The 16,445-nt window shown below is 43.7% G+C and carries 17 protein-coding genes and 1 pseudogene; 7 read left to right on the top strand and 11 right to left on the bottom strand.

Annotated elements, in window-relative coordinates; genetic code table 11:
- Window positions 1-22: 22 nt before the first annotated feature.
- Window positions 23-643: a DNA-J related domain-containing protein gene (locus BCT11_RS06540; protein WP_042604200.1), complete on the bottom strand. Its 621-nt coding sequence runs from the start codon at window positions 641-643 to the stop codon at window positions 23-25.
- Window positions 644-755: 112 nt separating this feature from the next.
- Complete coding sequence (locus BCT11_RS06535; RefSeq protein WP_038870749.1) at window positions 756-1,595, bottom strand: 2OG-Fe(II) oxygenase family protein; 840 nt, start codon at window positions 1,593-1,595, stop codon at window positions 756-758.
- 222 nt (window positions 1,596-1,817) lie between these two features.
- Between BCT11_RS06535 and BCT11_RS06530 the strand changes: the two genes are divergently transcribed.
- A complete protein-coding gene (locus tag BCT11_RS06530) occupies window positions 1,818-2,414 on the top strand; it encodes a DUF2238 domain-containing protein (RefSeq protein WP_038870750.1) in 597 nt (198 codons plus the stop codon).
- On the opposite strand, the gene cutA is transcribed toward BCT11_RS06530, so the two are convergent.
- The 5 genes from cutA to BCT11_RS06505 form a co-directional block, all read right to left on the bottom strand.
- Window positions 2,376-2,708 (bottom strand): divalent-cation tolerance protein CutA, encoded by a 333-nt coding sequence (gene cutA / locus BCT11_RS06525; protein ID WP_042604199.1) that lies wholly within the window; start codon window positions 2,706-2,708, stop codon window positions 2,376-2,378. The genes BCT11_RS06530 and cutA overlap by 39 nt on opposite strands.
- 9 nt (window positions 2,709-2,717) lie before the next feature.
- Window positions 2,718-2,969: a hypothetical protein gene (locus BCT11_RS06520; protein ID WP_038870753.1), complete on the bottom strand. Its 252-nt coding sequence runs from the start codon at window positions 2,967-2,969 to the stop codon at window positions 2,718-2,720.
- Window positions 2,953-4,659, bottom strand: coding sequence for an SgrR family transcriptional regulator (locus BCT11_RS06515; RefSeq protein WP_042604198.1), 1,707 nt, complete (start codon window positions 4,657-4,659; stop codon window positions 2,953-2,955). Before BCT11_RS06515 ends, BCT11_RS06520 begins: the two co-directional genes overlap by 17 nt.
- 79 nt (window positions 4,660-4,738) lie before the next feature.
- Window positions 4,739-4,972 (bottom strand): DUF3389 domain-containing protein, encoded by a 234-nt coding sequence (locus BCT11_RS06510; RefSeq protein ID WP_038870757.1) that lies wholly within the window; start codon window positions 4,970-4,972, stop codon window positions 4,739-4,741.
- A gap of 17 nt (window positions 4,973-4,989) precedes the next feature.
- Window positions 4,990-5,424, bottom strand: coding sequence for a hotdog fold thioesterase (locus BCT11_RS06505; RefSeq protein ID WP_038870760.1), 435 nt, complete (start codon window positions 5,422-5,424; stop codon window positions 4,990-4,992).
- A gap of 192 nt (window positions 5,425-5,616) precedes the next feature.
- Here BCT11_RS06505 and BCT11_RS06500 point away from each other — a divergent pair, with 192 nt between their 5' ends.
- Window positions 5,617-6,402: a M48 family metallopeptidase gene (locus BCT11_RS06500; RefSeq protein ID WP_102387683.1), complete on the top strand. Its 786-nt coding sequence runs from the start codon at window positions 5,617-5,619 to the stop codon at window positions 6,400-6,402.
- Window positions 6,403-6,558: 156 nt separating this feature from the next.
- Here BCT11_RS06500 and BCT11_RS06495 read toward each other — a convergent pair whose 3' ends face one another.
- Window positions 6,559-7,587, bottom strand: a complete 1,029-nt coding sequence (locus tag BCT11_RS06495; RefSeq protein WP_042604196.1) for a site-2 protease family protein — start codon at window positions 7,585-7,587, stop codon at window positions 6,559-6,561.
- Between the two features lie 411 nt (window positions 7,588-7,998).
- Between BCT11_RS06495 and BCT11_RS06490 the strand changes: the two genes are divergently transcribed.
- From BCT11_RS06490 to BCT11_RS06470, 5 genes are all read left to right on the top strand, one after another.
- Window positions 7,999-9,240, top strand: a complete 1,242-nt coding sequence (locus BCT11_RS06490) for an outer membrane protein transport protein (protein WP_038877918.1) — start codon at window positions 7,999-8,001, stop codon at window positions 9,238-9,240.
- A gap of 22 nt (window positions 9,241-9,262) precedes the next feature.
- Window positions 9,263-11,671 (top strand): VolA/Pla-1 family phospholipase, encoded by a 2,409-nt coding sequence (locus tag BCT11_RS06485; protein WP_102387676.1) that lies wholly within the window; start codon window positions 9,263-9,265, stop codon window positions 11,669-11,671.
- A 135-nt stretch (window positions 11,672-11,806) separates the two neighbouring features.
- Window positions 11,807-12,016 carry a YgdI/YgdR family lipoprotein gene (locus BCT11_RS06480; RefSeq protein WP_005435119.1) on the top strand — a complete coding sequence of 70 codons (210 nt, stop codon included), beginning with the start codon at window positions 11,807-11,809 and terminating at the stop codon, window positions 12,014-12,016.
- Window positions 12,017-12,296: 280 nt separating this feature from the next.
- Window positions 12,297-12,854 carry an alkylphosphonate utilization protein gene (locus BCT11_RS06475; RefSeq protein WP_038870769.1) on the top strand — a complete coding sequence of 186 codons (558 nt, stop codon included), beginning with the start codon at window positions 12,297-12,299 and terminating at the stop codon, window positions 12,852-12,854.
- A 167-nt stretch (window positions 12,855-13,021) separates the two neighbouring features.
- On the top strand, window positions 13,022-13,924 hold the full coding sequence (locus tag BCT11_RS06470; RefSeq protein ID WP_045405428.1) for a homocysteine S-methyltransferase family protein: 903 nt from the start codon (window positions 13,022-13,024) through the stop codon (window positions 13,922-13,924).
- Window positions 13,925-13,929: 5 nt separating this feature from the next.
- Here the strand turns inward: BCT11_RS06470 and BCT11_RS06465 are convergent, their stop codons facing one another.
- The 3 genes and pseudogenes from BCT11_RS06465 to BCT11_RS06455 form a co-directional block, all read right to left on the bottom strand.
- A complete protein-coding gene (locus BCT11_RS06465; protein WP_102387675.1) occupies window positions 13,930-14,628 on the bottom strand; it encodes a DUF1223 domain-containing protein in 699 nt (232 codons plus the stop codon).
- 138 nt (window positions 14,629-14,766) lie between these two features.
- Window positions 14,767-14,958: a hypothetical protein gene (locus BCT11_RS06460; protein WP_005424996.1), complete on the bottom strand. Its 192-nt coding sequence runs from the start codon at window positions 14,956-14,958 to the stop codon at window positions 14,767-14,769.
- 279 nt (window positions 14,959-15,237) lie between these two features.
- A pseudogene (locus BCT11_RS06455) lies at window positions 15,238-16,244 on the bottom strand (TerC/Alx family metal homeostasis membrane protein).
- Window positions 16,245-16,445: the final 201 nt, after the last annotated feature.

The following is a 16,445-nucleotide window of genomic DNA, read 5'->3' as shown; positions in this document are numbered from 1 at the left end:
AAACCGATCTCAGGTTAGTTAACTATCCGTTTCTTAATACGTTCCACGCATCACACAGCACACGAAAGCGTTCTGCGCTGCCGTTTTCTCTATCTGGATGCCAACGCAACGCTAATTTTCGCCATTGCCTACGGATCTCCACTCTTGTCGCGTCACGCCCTAACTCAAACAGACTCAACGCTTTGGACCTATCAATACAAGAACTGGATGAGCCACCAATGAAGTGTTGATAGCGATTCCAAAAGTCATTCAGCAATCGGCGTACCTCTCCTTCGTTGGCTTCATAATTACTCCAGTCGAGGTAGTATTCTCGTAACGGATTCGTCGTATCGATAGTATGGCGCGTAGCTTCTAATGAGGACATTAACACGATGTCCATGGCTTCAACTTGCAGCCAACCTTCTGGATATAACGTTTCTTGTAATTGAAAGAGCGCATTCATCAACAAGAAGTTACGTTTGAAGAGATCTTTATCTGGAGATGAGTCTAATTGGGCAATGTAACCATGCTCACTTAATTCATGAGCTAGAGTATGCACTTTCCAGCCTGAAGGTTTCTTTTTGAGGATTTCGAGAATCGGCCATAACAATGGGTTTTCCATATCATGATGACCACGTTGGCAAACGTCATGTTGTTCGTCCATGTATCCTCTTTGTTTTCACGGTGTATTCTCTAAAGCTAGTCAATTTGTACCATAAACACAAAAAGGCCGACAGTAAGAAACGGTCGGCCTTTTGAACGAAGATCTCATTGGTTTAAATAACGCCGAGTTCTCGTAGTCGTTCCATCAGGTAACTATGTGCTGTGTAACGTTCCGAAAGCACTGTATCAGGCTTTGGATGGAGGAATAACGGCAAAGAAATGCGGGAGTTCTCTTGACGACCACCCGTTGGGTTGATGACTCGGTGTGTCGTTGATGGGAAGTAACCCCCTGACGCTTCTTGTAGCATGTCACCAATGTTGATGATCATATTACCAAAGTCACAAGGCACATCTAACCAATCACCTTCTTTGCTCTTAACTTGCAAGCCCGGCTCATTTGCCGCAGGCAGCACCGTGAGTAAGTTGATGTCTTCATGAGCCGCAGCGCGAATTGCTCCCGGTTCTTCTTCACCCGTCATTGGTGGGTAATGCAAAACGCGTAGCAATGTTTTGTCGCTATTGTTGATCATTTCAGACAGCGCAATAGAAAACTTCTCTTGAACCTCTTTCGGTGCGTACTCTTCTACCCAGCCAAGTAATTCTTGAGCAAATGCGTTCGCACGTTCGTAATACTCTAAGATTTCTTTTTCTAGCTGCACAGGGATCTGACCCCATGGGTATACATGGAAGTACTCTTTGATGTCTTTTACGCTGTGGCCTTTCGCAACTTCAGAAACGGAAGGTGGAAAATAACCGTCTTGTGTTTCAACATTAAATTGGAAATCGTTTTTTTGCGCTGAGCTGAAAAACTCGTACCAGTTTTTGTAAATTGACTCGACCAGCTCTTGTGGGATTGGGTGGTTTTTTAATACACCGAACCCAGTTTCACGTAGTGAGGTGACGAACTGTTGAGCAGCATCGTCAGCAAGATAATCGACAGTTTCCAGTTTCATGACTTTACTTCTTTTTTATTAGACTGAGTCGTGAATTCTATGGATGGGCATGTTGTAAATCAAACTTTAATGAAATGTTTCCGCGCAAACGTTTTATTGTTGAGCAGTTTGCCAATATATCAACAAAAACAGTAATCATTATTTTGATAAAACAAACAATTGCACAGCGTTCAATTAAGTGTAATCATAACGTCAGTATTTAATTGAAGGATCAATTTCTCTATGAAGAATACTTCTACCTTATTGGGTTTAACCATTTTCTATGCCGTCGTATTTCTGTTTTCAGCGTTAGAGCCGAGCTCTCGAGCGGTGTGGTTTGCCGAAATCGTACCAGCCATTGGTATTCTCATCGCGATTTGGGCACTGTCTATTCGTTACCAATTCAGTAACACCGCTTACGTATTGATGTTCATTTGGCTTTGCTTACATACCATTGGCGCAAAATACACGTTCGCAGAAGTCCCCTTTGACTGGTTTAACAATTTGATTGGATCTGAGCGCAACAACTTCGACCGAGTCGCGCACTTTTCTATTGGCTTATACGCATACCCAATCGCTGAATATCTGATTAATAAAAAGAAAATCAGCGCAAGCTTCGCTTCTTGGTTTGCTTTGTTTGCAATCATGTCTTTAGCGGCTGGCTACGAGATCATTGAATGGTGGTACGCCGCGATTGCAGGTGGAGATGAAGGCATTGCCTTTCTGGGATCACAGGGCGATATTTGGGATGCCCAGAAAGACATGTTGTGCGACACCATGGGTGCGATAGTTTCTTTGTTATTACTGACAACTCAACGTCGATTGGCGAAGCCATTCTAAATACGGATTAAACCCTTCGACAATTGGGACCTGTACGATTTGAGCAACTTCATATTCGTGCAGGTCTTTTATTTTGTCTTCCACTAATGCATACAAATCACGCCGCGTCTTAATCACCATGAGCCATTCGTTATCGCTGCAAATTTCCCCTTTCCACACATAATGACTTTCTATTGGCATAGTTTGAATGCACGCAGCGAGTTTAGCCTCTAGTAGACCGTTGATAATTTCATCTCGGTTTTGTTGTGTACCCGCTGTACTCAGTACCATGCAGTAATCGTGTTGTTCGTTCATAACTGACTCTTATTTCATCGTGACCTTACCGCCAATCATCTTGAAGGCGGGCGTTCCTCTTACCAACGTATCTCGTGCAAACTCTTGCTCGCAACCCGGACAAACACACGGCACTTTAGTGAAGTCTTCGACAATACGTTCTTTAAAACATTTGACCAAAGCCCCCTTTCCTCCTTTACGGTATTTAAACAGCTGAGCTTTGCATTTTGCGCAGTATATTTCGACGGTTTTTGTCGGTTGTTTTTTATTCGGTTTCGCCATTTTTCTCTATTTCTGGTTTTACCCATACATTGCTAAAGTCGAACCAGCCTAGTGCGTTGCATTTGGCGTTTTGTAATGCGCCACTGTGGTCTTTGTTTACGCCAAGCCAGCAGTGGAACATCGGGATGACTTGGCAACTTTTCACTAATTGTCGACCAAGCTCTCGTGCAGGAAAATCATTGTGTTGCCCTGCTCGCCACTGATCCACCAGCGTTGCCCATCCAGAAAAGTCGTACCCTGCGCTAAATTTATCGATATCACTGTAGTCTAGTAGCCAACCTGCTAGTGCATCATTGCGATTTGTGGCAATGCCCATGGCTTTAATCCAAATATCCACTTCTTCTGGGGAAGGCGGCTGAGTATCATAGCGAATGAAATCTACATCGATACCATGCGGCTTTAACAGTGTTTTAATGGCCTTCCCGATGACCGGAAACATTGGGTGTTTTTTCTGATAAGCAACACAAATCGTTTTCTCTTTTTGAGGCGCATCACCTCCCATTGTCGGCTTAAGATCTATCCAACCAGGTTTCAATCCAAATGCTTGTAGCACTCCGAGTTCGATGACCTTATCTTGTGGCACAAGAGAGTAAATTTGATAGCTGTTCAATACCTGACTTAGGAACTCTGCCCAACGTGGATCTTTCGCTATCCCTTTGTTTTTATTGAGTAGTAAAAAGGTACAGCCTGGGTCCAGTTCGACTTCGTCGGTGGAGGCTTGTTTGTCCATTTGTGGTTTTGACAAGCTTGGGTAAACCATCGAAGAGTACGCTTCATCAATCACCCAGACTTCGACTTGGTCAAGTAGTGGACGTAGTCCAAAATAACCGTCAAACGCTGTTAATATTAGTCGTTTGTCATCGTTTACTTTGACTTGAAATGGCCCTGTACCGACGGGTTTTCGATCAAACTCTTCTGAGCGAAGCGTCTTGGGAAGCAGGACTTTCGCCTGAGACTCACTCAACGCGAGGGGCAAATACTTATCAGGACGTACAAGATGGATGTCCACCGTCCACGGTTCTGGTGAAATCACTTTTTCTATATGAGAAAACAGATTCAAGCCACTCAATGCATAAATGCTTTCAATAACACAGTCCGTCGTGAGCAACTCTCCATTATGGAAACGAACACCTCGGCGCAAATAAAAACGCCAATGGGTATCGGATAGCGCTTCCCAATAGTGCGCCAAATCCGGCTGCAGTTGTTCGTTGTCGTCGAGCTTAGTCAAACCGCTGAATACTTGTCGGGCAATATGTTGCTCAGACCGACGCATCGGTTTCTGAGGATTCAACATGGCTAATGGCCGATAGTAAGGCAAACGGACGACTTGCTCACCCTGACGGTGCTGCAAACCAAGGTAGCCTTGGATTACCTGAGTCAGTTTGGCGGCATCATTGTCTAACGCTTCTAAAGCTTGCCCAATTTTTCCTTCATCAAGATAACGACGAGCCAAGTTTTCACTCACGTCACTGCGATTACGTTTAAAGACAAGTTTAGAGAGTTTTCCTCGACCAGCGGCAGGATGCCACTCAATCCACCCTTCTTCCTCTAATTTATTGAGAACGATTCGGGCATTACGTCGAGTACAAAAGAGCGCTTCGGTAATGTCTTCGAGTTGAACTTCCGTGTCATTACCAGAAAATTTTTCAAACAGTGTTTCGAATTGAACACGTAAACGAGGACTGCTCATAAAGAGGAAATTTTAGTTTTCATTGCGATAAACTAAGTTTCCTCATTTTTTGCAAAAAGTGCAAACCTCGGGAGTGAAATTATTGAATGTCGATACCAATTTCTTGCGCTACTTGGCGTAATTGATCTTCATCGTCGAGTTTGATCGACCATTTTGTTTCTGCGCCATGTGCTAACACCACATTCGCACCACGACCAAGCAATTGAATTGCATCAGTTTGGGCTTGCATCGTAACCATACCCGAACCGGTTAACTTGATGACAATTTCACGTTGGGTTGCGATGATCTTACCCAGAGAAAATTCGATAACCATGCCTTACCTTCGTTGAATTACGCTGTCTTTTCTTTTTGATGTTTGACTGCAATGGTCAAACGACTGGTGCAAACCAAACGTTCTCGTTCGTCGGTAATATTGATCTGCCAAACTTGTGTAGATACGCCTAAATGCACTGGTGTAGCCGTCCCAATAACGTAACCGCTTCTCATCGCACGCACATGGTTGGCATTAATGTCTAAGCCAACGCAGTAACTGCCTTCGCCCACACAGAAATTAGCGGCAAGTGAGCCTAACGTTTCTGCTAACACAACCGATGCACCACCATGAAGCATCCCTAATGGCTGATGAGTAAAGCTGCACACAGGCATGGTCGCGGTAAGCGAGTCGTCAGTGAAGTCGGTATAGACGATTTGCAGATGTTCCATCATGGTGTTCTTAGACGTAGCGTTAAGAACCTCCAAGCTCATTGGCTTTTTCCAAATACTCATGTTTTCGCTCTTATTCTAACCAGTTACAACCACTGGCAATCTCGATTTGAAGTGCCTCTAGGATAGTCCCGATCGTAACATCACTTCAAGACGAAACACATCGTTCAACGTGATCAACATAATGGCTTAAAGTTTCTTTACTAAGCGTTATACTATTGGTACAAAACAGAAAATATTTATATGGAACCCACTATGAGAACATGGATTAAAGCATCAGTGCTTTTCACTATAGCTGGCTTAACAGCGTGCAGTTCTTCCCCTACTGGCCGCAATCAGATTTTAATGTTTTCTGATCAAGAAATGTCTTCACTTGGTGCAAAATCGTTTGATCAAATGAAAAAAGAGATCCCGATCAGCAAAGACAAGAAAACCAATGTATACGTTCAATGTGTTGCAAAACAAATCACTGATACCATTCCACCACAAGCTGGGTTTAAAGATTGGGAAGTGGTTGTCTTTGATAGTGACCAAGTGAACGCCTTTGCGTTACCCGGTGGCAAAATTGGCGTATACACAGGACTGTTGAAAGTCGCTAAAAACCAAGACCAACTCGCAACCGTTATTGGCCACGAGGTTGCTCACGTCCTAGCGGATCACAGTAACGAACGCCTCTCTCAAAGCCAACTCACCAACGCAGGGTTGTCCCTTGCTAATGTTGCAATTGGCGCCTCTGAATACAAGCAATACCAGCAAATGACCATGGCGGCATTAGGTGTTGGTGTTCAGTATGGTGTGATTCTTCCTTATGGTAGAACTCAAGAGTCGGAAGCGGATATTGTTGGCCTTGGCTTTATGGCAAAGGCGGGATTCGACCCGAATCAGAGCGTCGATCTTTGGCAAAATATGGGCAAAGCCGGTGGTGCGCAACCACCTGAATTCTTCTCAACTCACCCATCGCATAACACTCGTATCAGAGATTTGCAGGCCACCATTAAAACCTTGCCAGCTTCTACCGTGAAAGCTCCGAAGTGCGGGTAATTTAATGTTTTAGGTTGTATTACGTAAAAATACATAATTAATCTAACACCAAAAACACGAAAGCTCCGTTAGGCTAAAACCTACCGGAGCTTTCTTTTTAGCTCTTGCCTTTATGGTCCCTGCTTCAGATGAGATTGGTCAGCTCGAGAGCGAAAATTAGGTGCCCAGAATTTGCAATGGCAAACTGAGTAAGCTATCTCCTAACCCAGCAAAGTACCAAATGATCGCCACAAAACCACCGACGGATACTAAGTACCATGCAAACGAGAACAGTTGGCCATAACGAGTTAACGGCAATAAGTGGCTATGATGTCGCGTTCGCCATTCCATTACCACTTCCAACATGCCCATCATTAATAGAAACCCTAATAACGTTAAACCAAACGTGTAACTGATATAGATTCCAAACAATGCTGCAAGAATACTACCGACAAGCCCGACCCAAGTGTTCATTGAAAAGGTAATACTTTTTAAGACGTGACCACCATCTAAAGGTAGAATCGGCAATAGGTTGAAAAGGTTTAACAGTGCATTAAACACTGCCAACCCTGCGAAGATCATTTCTCCAGTCATCCAGTAAAGAACGGTGAAAATGATACTAAGCACCAAGCCAAAGAACGGCCCCATTATAGAAATAACCACGTCTTGCCATCGAGTATTTATCTTTTCATCACTCAGCGCTAAACCACCAAGAAACGGGATGAGATAAATTCCTTTGGTCTTCATGCCGAAGTACTTCATCGCCTTAATGTGCCCGTATTCGTGAAAAACAAGACACGCCAACAATGCCAAAGCAAACTCAATGGAAAATAACCAGGAGTACGCTGCTAGACTTGCCGATGCAAGTGCGACCTTGATGACTTTCGCACTCTTCAGTGCTTTCATCCCCAGTGACACCATACCAATTAAACTAAAACGCTTTTCGGTTGGCGGCGCTTCAACCGGTATCTGACGCTCAATGTCTTTTTCGTTTCTTGTCCCTTCGGTAACCAAAACATCGTCGACAAACGCTTGATATTTGAAATCAAACGGTTGCCAATTTAGCTCACAGTCGAGTTGGCAAGATAAGATCTCTTCCGCTGAAGAAAGCTTAAATTGATGTGAGGTTTTGCCTGAATCATCCTCACTGGCATCAATTTGCGATACCAAAGTGTTATCCCAAAACAACTGCTGCCATCCAGCCATTGACCCTTCTAATCTCAATGGTCTCCCAAGAAATTCAATGTGTAGTAATTCCACGCTATTCCCAATGCGATAAACACGAAGTGCGGATTATGCCTGTAAAGGAATCGAACGAAAAGCATGTTAACAACTAGTGTTTGACTATCATTTAACCATCAGATTTACAAAAAAACTCTGGTCGTACCATTTGTTATAAAAATATCACCATAATACATGGCCTTACTAAATACCATTTGACCTATGCATCAAATTTAAAACGTAATATAGGTATGATCTTTGACAAGTTAATAAACATACAATTAACATTATCGTTACATCGCAGTTGTAATTCGAACCGACAACAGCTGGTGTAATCGCTACACAACAATTACAAAGACTTCGGTCTAACATAATGACACCCTAGGAGGGTCAAGGATGAACAAGAAGCACTGCTCTCTGCTTACAATTTCAATATTGTTTGCGTGTAATGCCCAATCGGCGGGCTTTCAGGTTGCTGAGCACTCGGCATCTGGTCTTGGTAGAGCATTTTCAGGTGAAGGCGCGGTTGCGGATAATGCAAGCGTATTAGCACGTAACCCAGCTGCGATGACACTTTTTAAAGAAGCTCAATTTTCAGGTGCACTGTCTATTGTCGACCCTGAAGTTAACGTCTACGACACTTACCATAAAGAGCACGCTGACGACGTGGCTCCGCTACAAATCGTTCCAGCGGGTTACTACATCAGCCCAATCAATGATCAATGGGCTTGGGGTATTGGTATGTTCACTACCTATGGTGTTGCTACTGATTACCCAGATGACATCTCTGCCGGTGATATGGCGGGTGATACCTCCCTACTTTCCGTCAACCTAAACCCTAATATCGCTTATCGCATTAACGAGCAATTCAGCGTTGGTGGTGGTATTAACTTGGTATACGCACACGCAGAGTTAACTCGCCACAAAGGTGCACTTGCTCCGCTATTTGGTCCTGACAGCAAGAAATCAGACAACCTCATTGGTATGGAAGGCGACACGTTTGCTTGGGGTTGGAACATTGGCGCTTTATACGAGCTGGATGAAAACAACCGCTTTGGCTTTGGTTACCGCTCTAAAGTGGACCTTGACTTTGATGAAGGTGAATTCAGCAGCTATGACTCTGGTGTCGCCAACGCTGCAAAAGTAGATGGCCGTCTGCAAATTTCTCTTCCGTCTATTATCGAACTTTCTGCATTCCATCAGTTAAACGAAACGTGGGCGATCCATTACGGATGGCAACAAACGGACTGGAGCACATTTAAAGAATTAAAAGCAACCAGTAAAGATTGTGCTGGTGGTGTCTGCTTCTTCAAACCTGAAAAATACGAAGACAACAACCGTTACTCCTTCGGTGGTACATACACTCTGAACAACCAATGGACACTTCGCGCGGGTATCGCCTATGACGAGCAAGCCGGTGAAGCCACATTGAGTATCCCTGATAGCGACCGTTTTTGGTACAGCGCAGGCGTGACTTATGCAATGAAAGAAAACCTAACCTTCGATGCAGGTTTTGCTTTCGTCAAGAGTAAGTCTGGCTCGTTTACTGAAACCAACGCCGCGGATCAAGAGATCACTTTTGATTCAGAAGGTACGGCCTACATCAGTGCTGTACAAATGAACTACACGTTCAAGTAATTAGGATTAACGGAGTAAACCAATGAAACATACGTTTAAACTATCACTGCTTTGTTCTGCAATCCTACTTGCAGGTTGTGGTGACAATACATCGAGCTCTGGTACATCAGATACGCCGACGTTTGAGCCCGAAGTACAAGCGCTACTTGACCGCAACACATCGATTAGCTTTACATTGCAAGGTGCAGATGCAGACGTTCCTGCGCCATCTTACTTATTGATGGATAGCACAGACGGAACGCTTGGCCTTCCAACAGGCGGGGACGATGCATTAACCAATCCCCTAGCTGCCATGAACACAATGGATGGTTGGTCAACGTCTATGCCAATCGTTCTTAACTTCAATGGCGATGGTTTTGCTGACGGCCTTGTTACTTCTGGTATCAGCGTTATTAAGATAAACCAACGTCTTACCGATTGGGATGGCGCTTCAAACCCAATCGAAAAAGTACTTACGCTGGGTACTGACTACGTTGTACAAGCGAGCGGCAATTCTCTGTACATTCAGTTTATGAACTCTTTGGACGAATCTGGCGAATACATCTTCGCGGTAACTCAAGCGATTCAAGACGTAAACGGAAATCCAATTGGTACGTCAGGAAGCTATGCGACAGGTAAAACGAAAGAGATCGTTTATGAGACTGGTGACTTAGCTTCAGTACAGGCAGCAACGACAGCAGTAGAGGGTATTTTCGGACTCGCAAGTGTCAACCCTGCTGATATTGTTTACTCATCATGGTTTAGCACACAATCTGTAGGCGATACGCTTGCTGCTGTGAAAGGCGTCACGGCAACCGGTTTTGCTACTGGTGCTAATACGTTAAATACTGTGTACAAAAACGACGCAAATGAAGGTGCTATTGACCTTTCTACCGCATACACTCTGACAATGGGGACGACACAAGACTTTATTACAGCACTTGACGCTGATGAAGACTTTAACAAGTACGTTAGTGACCTGGATGCAGCTAAAACAGCAATCAAAGGTTTATATGCTGGCGCTAACGTGGCGGTCAATGTGACACAAGGTGTTGCAAAACTGCCTCATTATCTAGAGAAAGGCGCTTACTGGAACATGCAACCAATGGTTTCTGCAATGCCTAGCCTTGCTAAAGTCAGTGCTGCACTAGCGGATGAAGGCGAACAAGCGAACATGGTTCAACAGCTTTCTACAGGTGTATTTGCCGATGATCCTGTAGATGTCACTAAGTTAGCTACGGACCCGACAGAGCAGTTAAAGCTTGTTGGTTCGACTCTGTATCTAACGGACGGAACACAATTGGATAGCGACCGTATTATCACTCGTTATTCACCTGTACCAGAGGTTAAATCACTCGAAGACGTAGAGTTCTTGTTGTTTACACCGCAAACTGGCACACCTACAGATGTCGTGATTTACCAACACGGTATTACATCAGCTAAAGAAAATGCGTACTCTTTTGCTTTTAATATGGTTAAAGCAGGTGTTGCTGTTATTGCAATCGATCTACCAATCCATGGTACTCGTAGTTTAGATGACCAACGCTCTGCCAACGCAGATGTACTGGCTTACCTGAACCTTTCTAACCTAGCAGTGGCGCGTGATAACCTTCGCCAAAGCGTGCTCGATGTGCTGGGTTTACGTGTAAGCTTAGTTGTTTCAGCGCAAGCTGGCCTTCTGGCAAGCAGCCCGCTTCAAGGCTTTAACCCGATGACGGGTTCAAAAGTGAAGATGCTTGGTCACTCATTGGGTGGTATCGTCGGTACTTCTGCAGTAGCAGCGGCGAACAACACATTGGGTAGCCCAACGGCAGACGCGTTGTACACATTCAGCGGCGCATCAATTCAAAACGCAGGTGGCCAAATTGGTAACCTACTGCTTGGTTCGTCTAACTTTGGCCCGCAGATCAAACACAACTTAGCTTATGCAGCATCAGCAGACTACGCTGATTACGCTGATGCATCTTGTACCGGAAAGTCAGACAAAGAGTGTTACGAGTTTTTTGAAGCAAACGCGAGTGCTGAAGACTTAGCTAAATTAAACGCTGGCTTCTCTAGCTTTATCTATGCGGCACAAACGACGTTAGATACGGTTGATCCATTTACTAACGCGAGTGACCTAATGGCTTCAGGTTCGCTATCAACACCATTCTTTATGACAGAAGTCGATGGTGACGATACCGTACCAAACAATGTTGCAAACGCACCATTCGCGGGTACTGAACCTCTTGCGGCTAAACTTGGGCTAACGACTGTGAACAGTGCAAATACTGCGGTATCTCCTTCTGCTAGCTTTGTTCAATTTAATGCGACAGCGACACACAGCACGTTTGCATCCCCGGGGGGAACACTGGCTGACTTAGACCATCATGTAGAAATGCAGATGGAAAATGCTGACTTCCTAATGGATGATATGTTAACTGGTGTCACCAATACCTCTGTACTTAAGTAAGTATCTTTAGCAATACCAAAGCCCAGTTTCGACTGGGCTTTTTCGTTTCAGTGCTATTCAAACCCACTCATATTTCCTCTGCTATAGTTAAGTCGATGTCTTTGTCTAACTCACTTGTTTAAAAAGGAAAACTCTATGCGCGTATTGACCGTGATTGCCACTGCACTACTTCTTGCCGCTTGCGGTAGCAGCCAATATCTTATGTCAACGAATGAAGGGAAAATCATTACCTCTTACGGCAAGCCAGATCTCAATGAAGATACTGGTATGTACGAATATGAGGACGTAGATGGAAAAGAAATGAGCATTTCTAAAGACCAAGTTGTACAGATCATTGAACGATAAAACACAGTGCCCTCTGGAAAACAGAGGGCACTTCTCATTCACCCTGAATAACTCAACTTGAAACCAATAGCCTTTATCAATGCAACTAATTCATCATTCAAAACAATCAACACCCTTATTTATATTCTCACTATTATTTGGTTAGCGAATATTTTACATCTTCACTCCTTTCAGGTTGGAATATTGTAAAATCTCGCCTTTAATTCTCTAACACCCTTTTATTTCTCAGGATAAAGTGGATAATACCGCCACCAAAAAAACATTACTAAGGTGAGTCCTTATGTCTATCGAAGCTACTTTGCTTGCTCGCTGCGAGTCAAAATGTGAACTGTGTTCTTCTGAATCTCAACTAACAGCATTTGCTGTTCCACCACACGGTAACGTGACTGTTGATACTGCTATCATGGTTTGTGATAAGTGTCATGGTGAGATCGAAGATCCTAAAGACATTAACCACTGGCGCTGCCTAAACGACAGCATGTGGAGCCAAGTACCAGCGGTACAAGTCACTGCATGGCGCCAACTTACTCGCCTAAACTCTGAAAGCTGGGCTCAAGATGCTCTTGACATGATGTACATGGAAGAAGAGCAAATGAACTGGGCAATGAAAGGTATGTCTGCTGACGACAAAACGGTTGACTGCAACGGCACTGAACTTAAAAAAGGTGACGACGTAACCGTAATCAAAGACCTACCAGTTAAAGGTACAAACCAAGTAATCAAACAAGGTACTGTTATTCGTGGTATCAGCCTTGGTGATGATCCTAAACTTGTTTCAGGTAAGGCAAACGGCGGTCAGTCAATGTACGTGATCGCTGAGTACTGCCGTAAGAAGTAATCTCGATATTACTTTCGAAGTTTAACGGGGTTCCAATTGGGACCCCGTTTTCGTTTCTAACTTCCGCTTTCTTCTACTTATCTATTTTATCGCTGTCATTCCTCGCTTTCGCTCTCAAGCATTTTCGATTATGGTTCGAGAAGGAACAAATTAAGATGGATTGTTGTATGAAGAAGTTAACCATTCTTGATGGTGGTATGGGCCGTGAACTCAAACGCATTGGGGCACCTTTCTCGCAGCCACAATGGAGCGCTCAAGCTCTGATTGAATCTCCCGAGTACGTCTATCAGGCGCACCAAAGCTTTATCAATGCTGGGGCGGAGATCATTATCGCCAACAGTTATGCTTGTGTACCGTTTCATCTTGGTGAAACACTCTACGAACAACGTGGTAGTGAACTTGCTCGTCAAGCGGCTCAGATTGCACAAGAATGCGCAAATCAATCACCAAACGACATTGTCGTCGCAGGCTGTATTCCCCCCGCATTTGGTAGCTATCGCCCTGACCTGTTTGAAAAAGAGCAAGGCGAACAGATCTTCGAAACGTTACTGAAAGCACAAGATGACTATGTCGCGATCTGGATTGCGGAAACGATCTGCAGCCTAGAGGAGCTCACTTGTTTGCAAAACGTCTTTAATAGCAGCAATAAACCGGTCGTTTATGCTTTTTCTCTCAACGACGACGTGTCAAGCACCGCACTCCTTCGTTCCGGAGAAACCGTAACGCAAGCCATTGAACAAGTGGTGGCCAATGCTTCGGTTAATACACGTGGTATATACTTCAACTGTTCGGTACCAGAGGTAATGGCAAAAGCAGTCAGCGACACCAACGCTATCTTAAACAAACACAAGAGCAATATTGATATTGGCGTTTATGCAAATAACTTTACTGCAATTAAATCTGATCATGAAGCGAATAGTGCACTTCAGTCCATGCGCGAACTTACTCCAAAAGAATACGTCGAATTTGCCAAAGAATGGTATGCAAAAGGAGCAACCGTCATTGGTGGATGCTGCGGTATCGGCCCAGAACACATCAAAGCGTTGGTGGATTGGAAAAACGCAGTGTAAACATTCTAATCAATGTCTCCTGCAACCGTCTGTACGCGGTTAAAGGTACTAGGCTCAGTCACCCACGCCGCAACGGCATCAATATTATCTAACGGTTGACTGAGCTTAAACGTCCACTGTCCATTCTCTGAACGACTTTGTTGTTTCTCTAATACCACAAAATTATGCTCAAGGACTTTACCTCTATTCTCACCCCTTTTCACTGGTGTGGTTTCATTATTTGAGAGAAATACAATCGCCGCATCATACATACCCACCTCTTCAAATCGTAGGGTGAATTGGTTGCCAGATCGCTCTAGAACCAAAGATTGGGCTTTATCGTTGTGATTGCTTGGTAACACACGCTCACGCCAGTTGAAGAAGCCGCGCCATTCTTTACCATCAACGACAAATGCCGGAGTATAAACACTCCCCACCGCGCCATAAGCACGATACAAACGTTGCAGCTGAGAGAATTCAGGCTTTGCAAATTTGTCTTTCCAGCCAAGATAGTCCCAATAGTCAACGTGGTAGGCAATGGGAATGTACTTTCCCCACAAATCAGGGTTGGATTCGAACGTGGAAAGGTATTTGTCTGCAGGTGGACAACTAGAGCAACCTTCTGAAGTAAACAGTTCGATGACTTGGGCAGGCCGACCCTCATGAGACCATATTTGAGAAGCAGAAAGGCTCGCTAGAATAGACAAAGTTGATATAGCAATCATAGACAGTTCCTTCTTGTAACTACTGACTATGACCGTGCTACCTAAAGATAGCTTTCAATACTGTTTTACAAGTGTAGATTTCAGATACAAAAATGCCGGCAAATTAAGCCGGCATTTCGAATTCGCTTTATATTCAGATTAACGATACATACCGATATCTTTCTGAATATGTGCTGACAAATCTTCTGCGTAATAGCTGCGAGGTGCAGAATTGTCTACAAAAAGAATGTCTAGTAGGTGAGCAATCAATCCTTTGAAGTTAACCGAGTAGGTTTTCTTATCCATAGAGGTTGGTAAAGCTACATTTGTCATTTGCATTGCTTGTGCCATGATTGCCTCTCTTTAAAAGCAGTAATTTGTTTCGTTGGTTGTATATTAGTCATTTTTTCATTGAGCAAAAAATGACAAAATTTGCTCATTCAAATTAGTTTTTCTAATGAAACAAGGTATTTACAAATACCCAGAATACAAAAGCCACTAAAATGAATAGTTATTCATAAATTGAAATCTTTAGTTGAATAACTTGGATTTACGTAGGTAAATCCAAGTTTAAATGCAACATTTTTTTAACTGAAATCGTTTTCCAGTGTTTTTGAATTTACAAAATCATCAAGAGTTCTGATTAGTAATATTAACGCTAGAATTATCGTTAGATTTGTTCTTATAAATAGACGCAATAACCGCCGCCGTCATGACCGTAACCAAGAACGTTAATGACCAAACCGTCGGGATTTCATATTGAGTTCCAACTAGCAGCATCTTGATACCGATAAAGATCATGATGACTGACAACGCTGGTTTTAGGTAAACAAACTTATCCAACATCGCTTGAAGTACAAAGTACAATGAACGTAAGCCAAGTAGAGCAAATACGTTTGCCGCTAAAACTAGGAACGGTTCGCGTGTGACAGCGAAGATCGCAGGGATAGAATCCAGAGCGAACATAACGTCCATCACCGCAATCACACCAACAACGATCAACATTGGCGTTGCAACCCACTTACCTGCTTGTTTTAAGATCAAGTGGTTGCCTTGATACTCGTCTGTCACTGGCAAGAACTTGCGAATGAATTGCTCAGGATAAGGGTTCACCTCTTCTTCTTCGCCTTTATCTCGCGCTAACTTGATACCAGTCCAAATTAGGAATGCCGCGAATAGGTAAAGCACCCAGTGGTATTGAGCCAACAACTGCGCACCAACAGCAATCATGATTGCACGTAGCACTAACGCACCAATGACACCCCACAGTAAAGCACGAGGACGTAAATGTTCTGGCACCTTGTATTGCGCAAAGATAATCGCAAAAACAAACAAGTTGTCGACACTTAACGATTTCTCAAGCAAAATGATATGGTCGCCTTTTCGTGAGTATAAACGCTATGAGGCGCGTAATAATCCCAAAAGAAATAGATAGAACCTGCAAAGACAAACGCTAATAAGAACCAGAATACGCTCCAACCAATCGCTTTTTTCATGGTAATCACGCCGCCACGAGTCTGATAGATATCGAGAGCGACTAAAACCAAAGTAAATAGGCCGAATACACCGTACATTGTCAGTGATTCTTGCAGTGGAACAGACTGGGATAATTGGGTGGTATTTTCGATAAGAGACATGCTTCCTCCCGTGCGGAAGGACATTATTCGGGCTGACCTTCCGCAAACAATACAAACCAGCAGTCACATTACCCATGTGTCTGCTAATCAATGAATGCGTTGGTCTCGTTGAAGTGACGACTTGATGAATCAAGTATCACCTTTATTTACCGGATAAGCTGATGCTTAACGAGATGACGATAAATAAACTTGCGCTAACTA

The organism is Vibrio sp. 10N.222.52.B12 (assembly GCF_002875385.1).
Classification (GTDB): Bacteria; Pseudomonadota; Gammaproteobacteria; order Enterobacterales; family Vibrionaceae; genus Vibrio; species Vibrio jasicida.
The sequence above is the reverse complement of the archived record's forward strand: the minus strand, read 5'-3'. Positions and strand labels throughout refer to the sequence as shown.

Bases quoted from the DNA above. Each gene is read 5' to 3' on its own strand.
- BCT11_RS06540 (WP_042604200.1), bottom strand. From the start codon at position 643: ATGGACGAACAACATGACGTTTGCCAACGTGGTCATCATGATATGGAA.
- BCT11_RS06535 (WP_038870749.1), bottom strand. From the start codon at position 1,595: ATGAAACTGGAAACTGTCGATTATCTTGCTGACGATGCTGCTCAACAG.
- BCT11_RS06530 (WP_038870750.1), top strand. From the start codon at position 1,818: ATGAAGAATACTTCTACCTTATTGGGTTTAACCATTTTCTATGCCGTC.
- cutA (WP_042604199.1), bottom strand. From the start codon at position 2,708: ATGAACGAACAACACGATTACTGCATGGTACTGAGTACAGCGGGTACA.
- BCT11_RS06520 (WP_038870753.1), bottom strand. From the start codon at position 2,969: ATGGCGAAACCGAATAAAAAACAACCGACAAAAACCGTCGAAATATAC.
- BCT11_RS06515 (WP_042604198.1), bottom strand. From the start codon at position 4,659: ATGAGCAGTCCTCGTTTACGTGTTCAATTCGAAACACTGTTTGAAAAA.
- BCT11_RS06510 (WP_038870757.1), bottom strand. From the start codon at position 4,972: ATGGTTATCGAATTTTCTCTGGGTAAGATCATCGCAACCCAACGTGAA.
- BCT11_RS06505 (WP_038870760.1), bottom strand. From the start codon at position 5,424: ATGAGTATTTGGAAAAAGCCAATGAGCTTGGAGGTTCTTAACGCTACG.
- BCT11_RS06500 (WP_102387683.1), top strand. From the start codon at position 5,617: ATGAGAACATGGATTAAAGCATCAGTGCTTTTCACTATAGCTGGCTTA.
- BCT11_RS06495 (WP_042604196.1), bottom strand. From the start codon at position 7,587: ATGGCTGGATGGCAGCAGTTGTTTTGGGATAACACTTTGGTATCGCAA.
- BCT11_RS06490 (WP_038877918.1), top strand. From the start codon at position 7,999: ATGAACAAGAAGCACTGCTCTCTGCTTACAATTTCAATATTGTTTGCG.
- BCT11_RS06485 (WP_102387676.1), top strand. From the start codon at position 9,263: ATGAAACATACGTTTAAACTATCACTGCTTTGTTCTGCAATCCTACTT.
- BCT11_RS06480 (WP_005435119.1), top strand. From the start codon at position 11,807: ATGCGCGTATTGACCGTGATTGCCACTGCACTACTTCTTGCCGCTTGC.
- BCT11_RS06475 (WP_038870769.1), top strand. From the start codon at position 12,297: ATGTCTATCGAAGCTACTTTGCTTGCTCGCTGCGAGTCAAAATGTGAA.
- BCT11_RS06470 (WP_045405428.1), top strand. From the start codon at position 13,022: ATGAAGAAGTTAACCATTCTTGATGGTGGTATGGGCCGTGAACTCAAA.
- BCT11_RS06465 (WP_102387675.1), bottom strand. From the start codon at position 14,628: ATGATTGCTATATCAACTTTGTCTATTCTAGCGAGCCTTTCTGCTTCT.
- BCT11_RS06460 (WP_005424996.1), bottom strand. From the start codon at position 14,958: ATGGCACAAGCAATGCAAATGACAAATGTAGCTTTACCAACCTCTATG.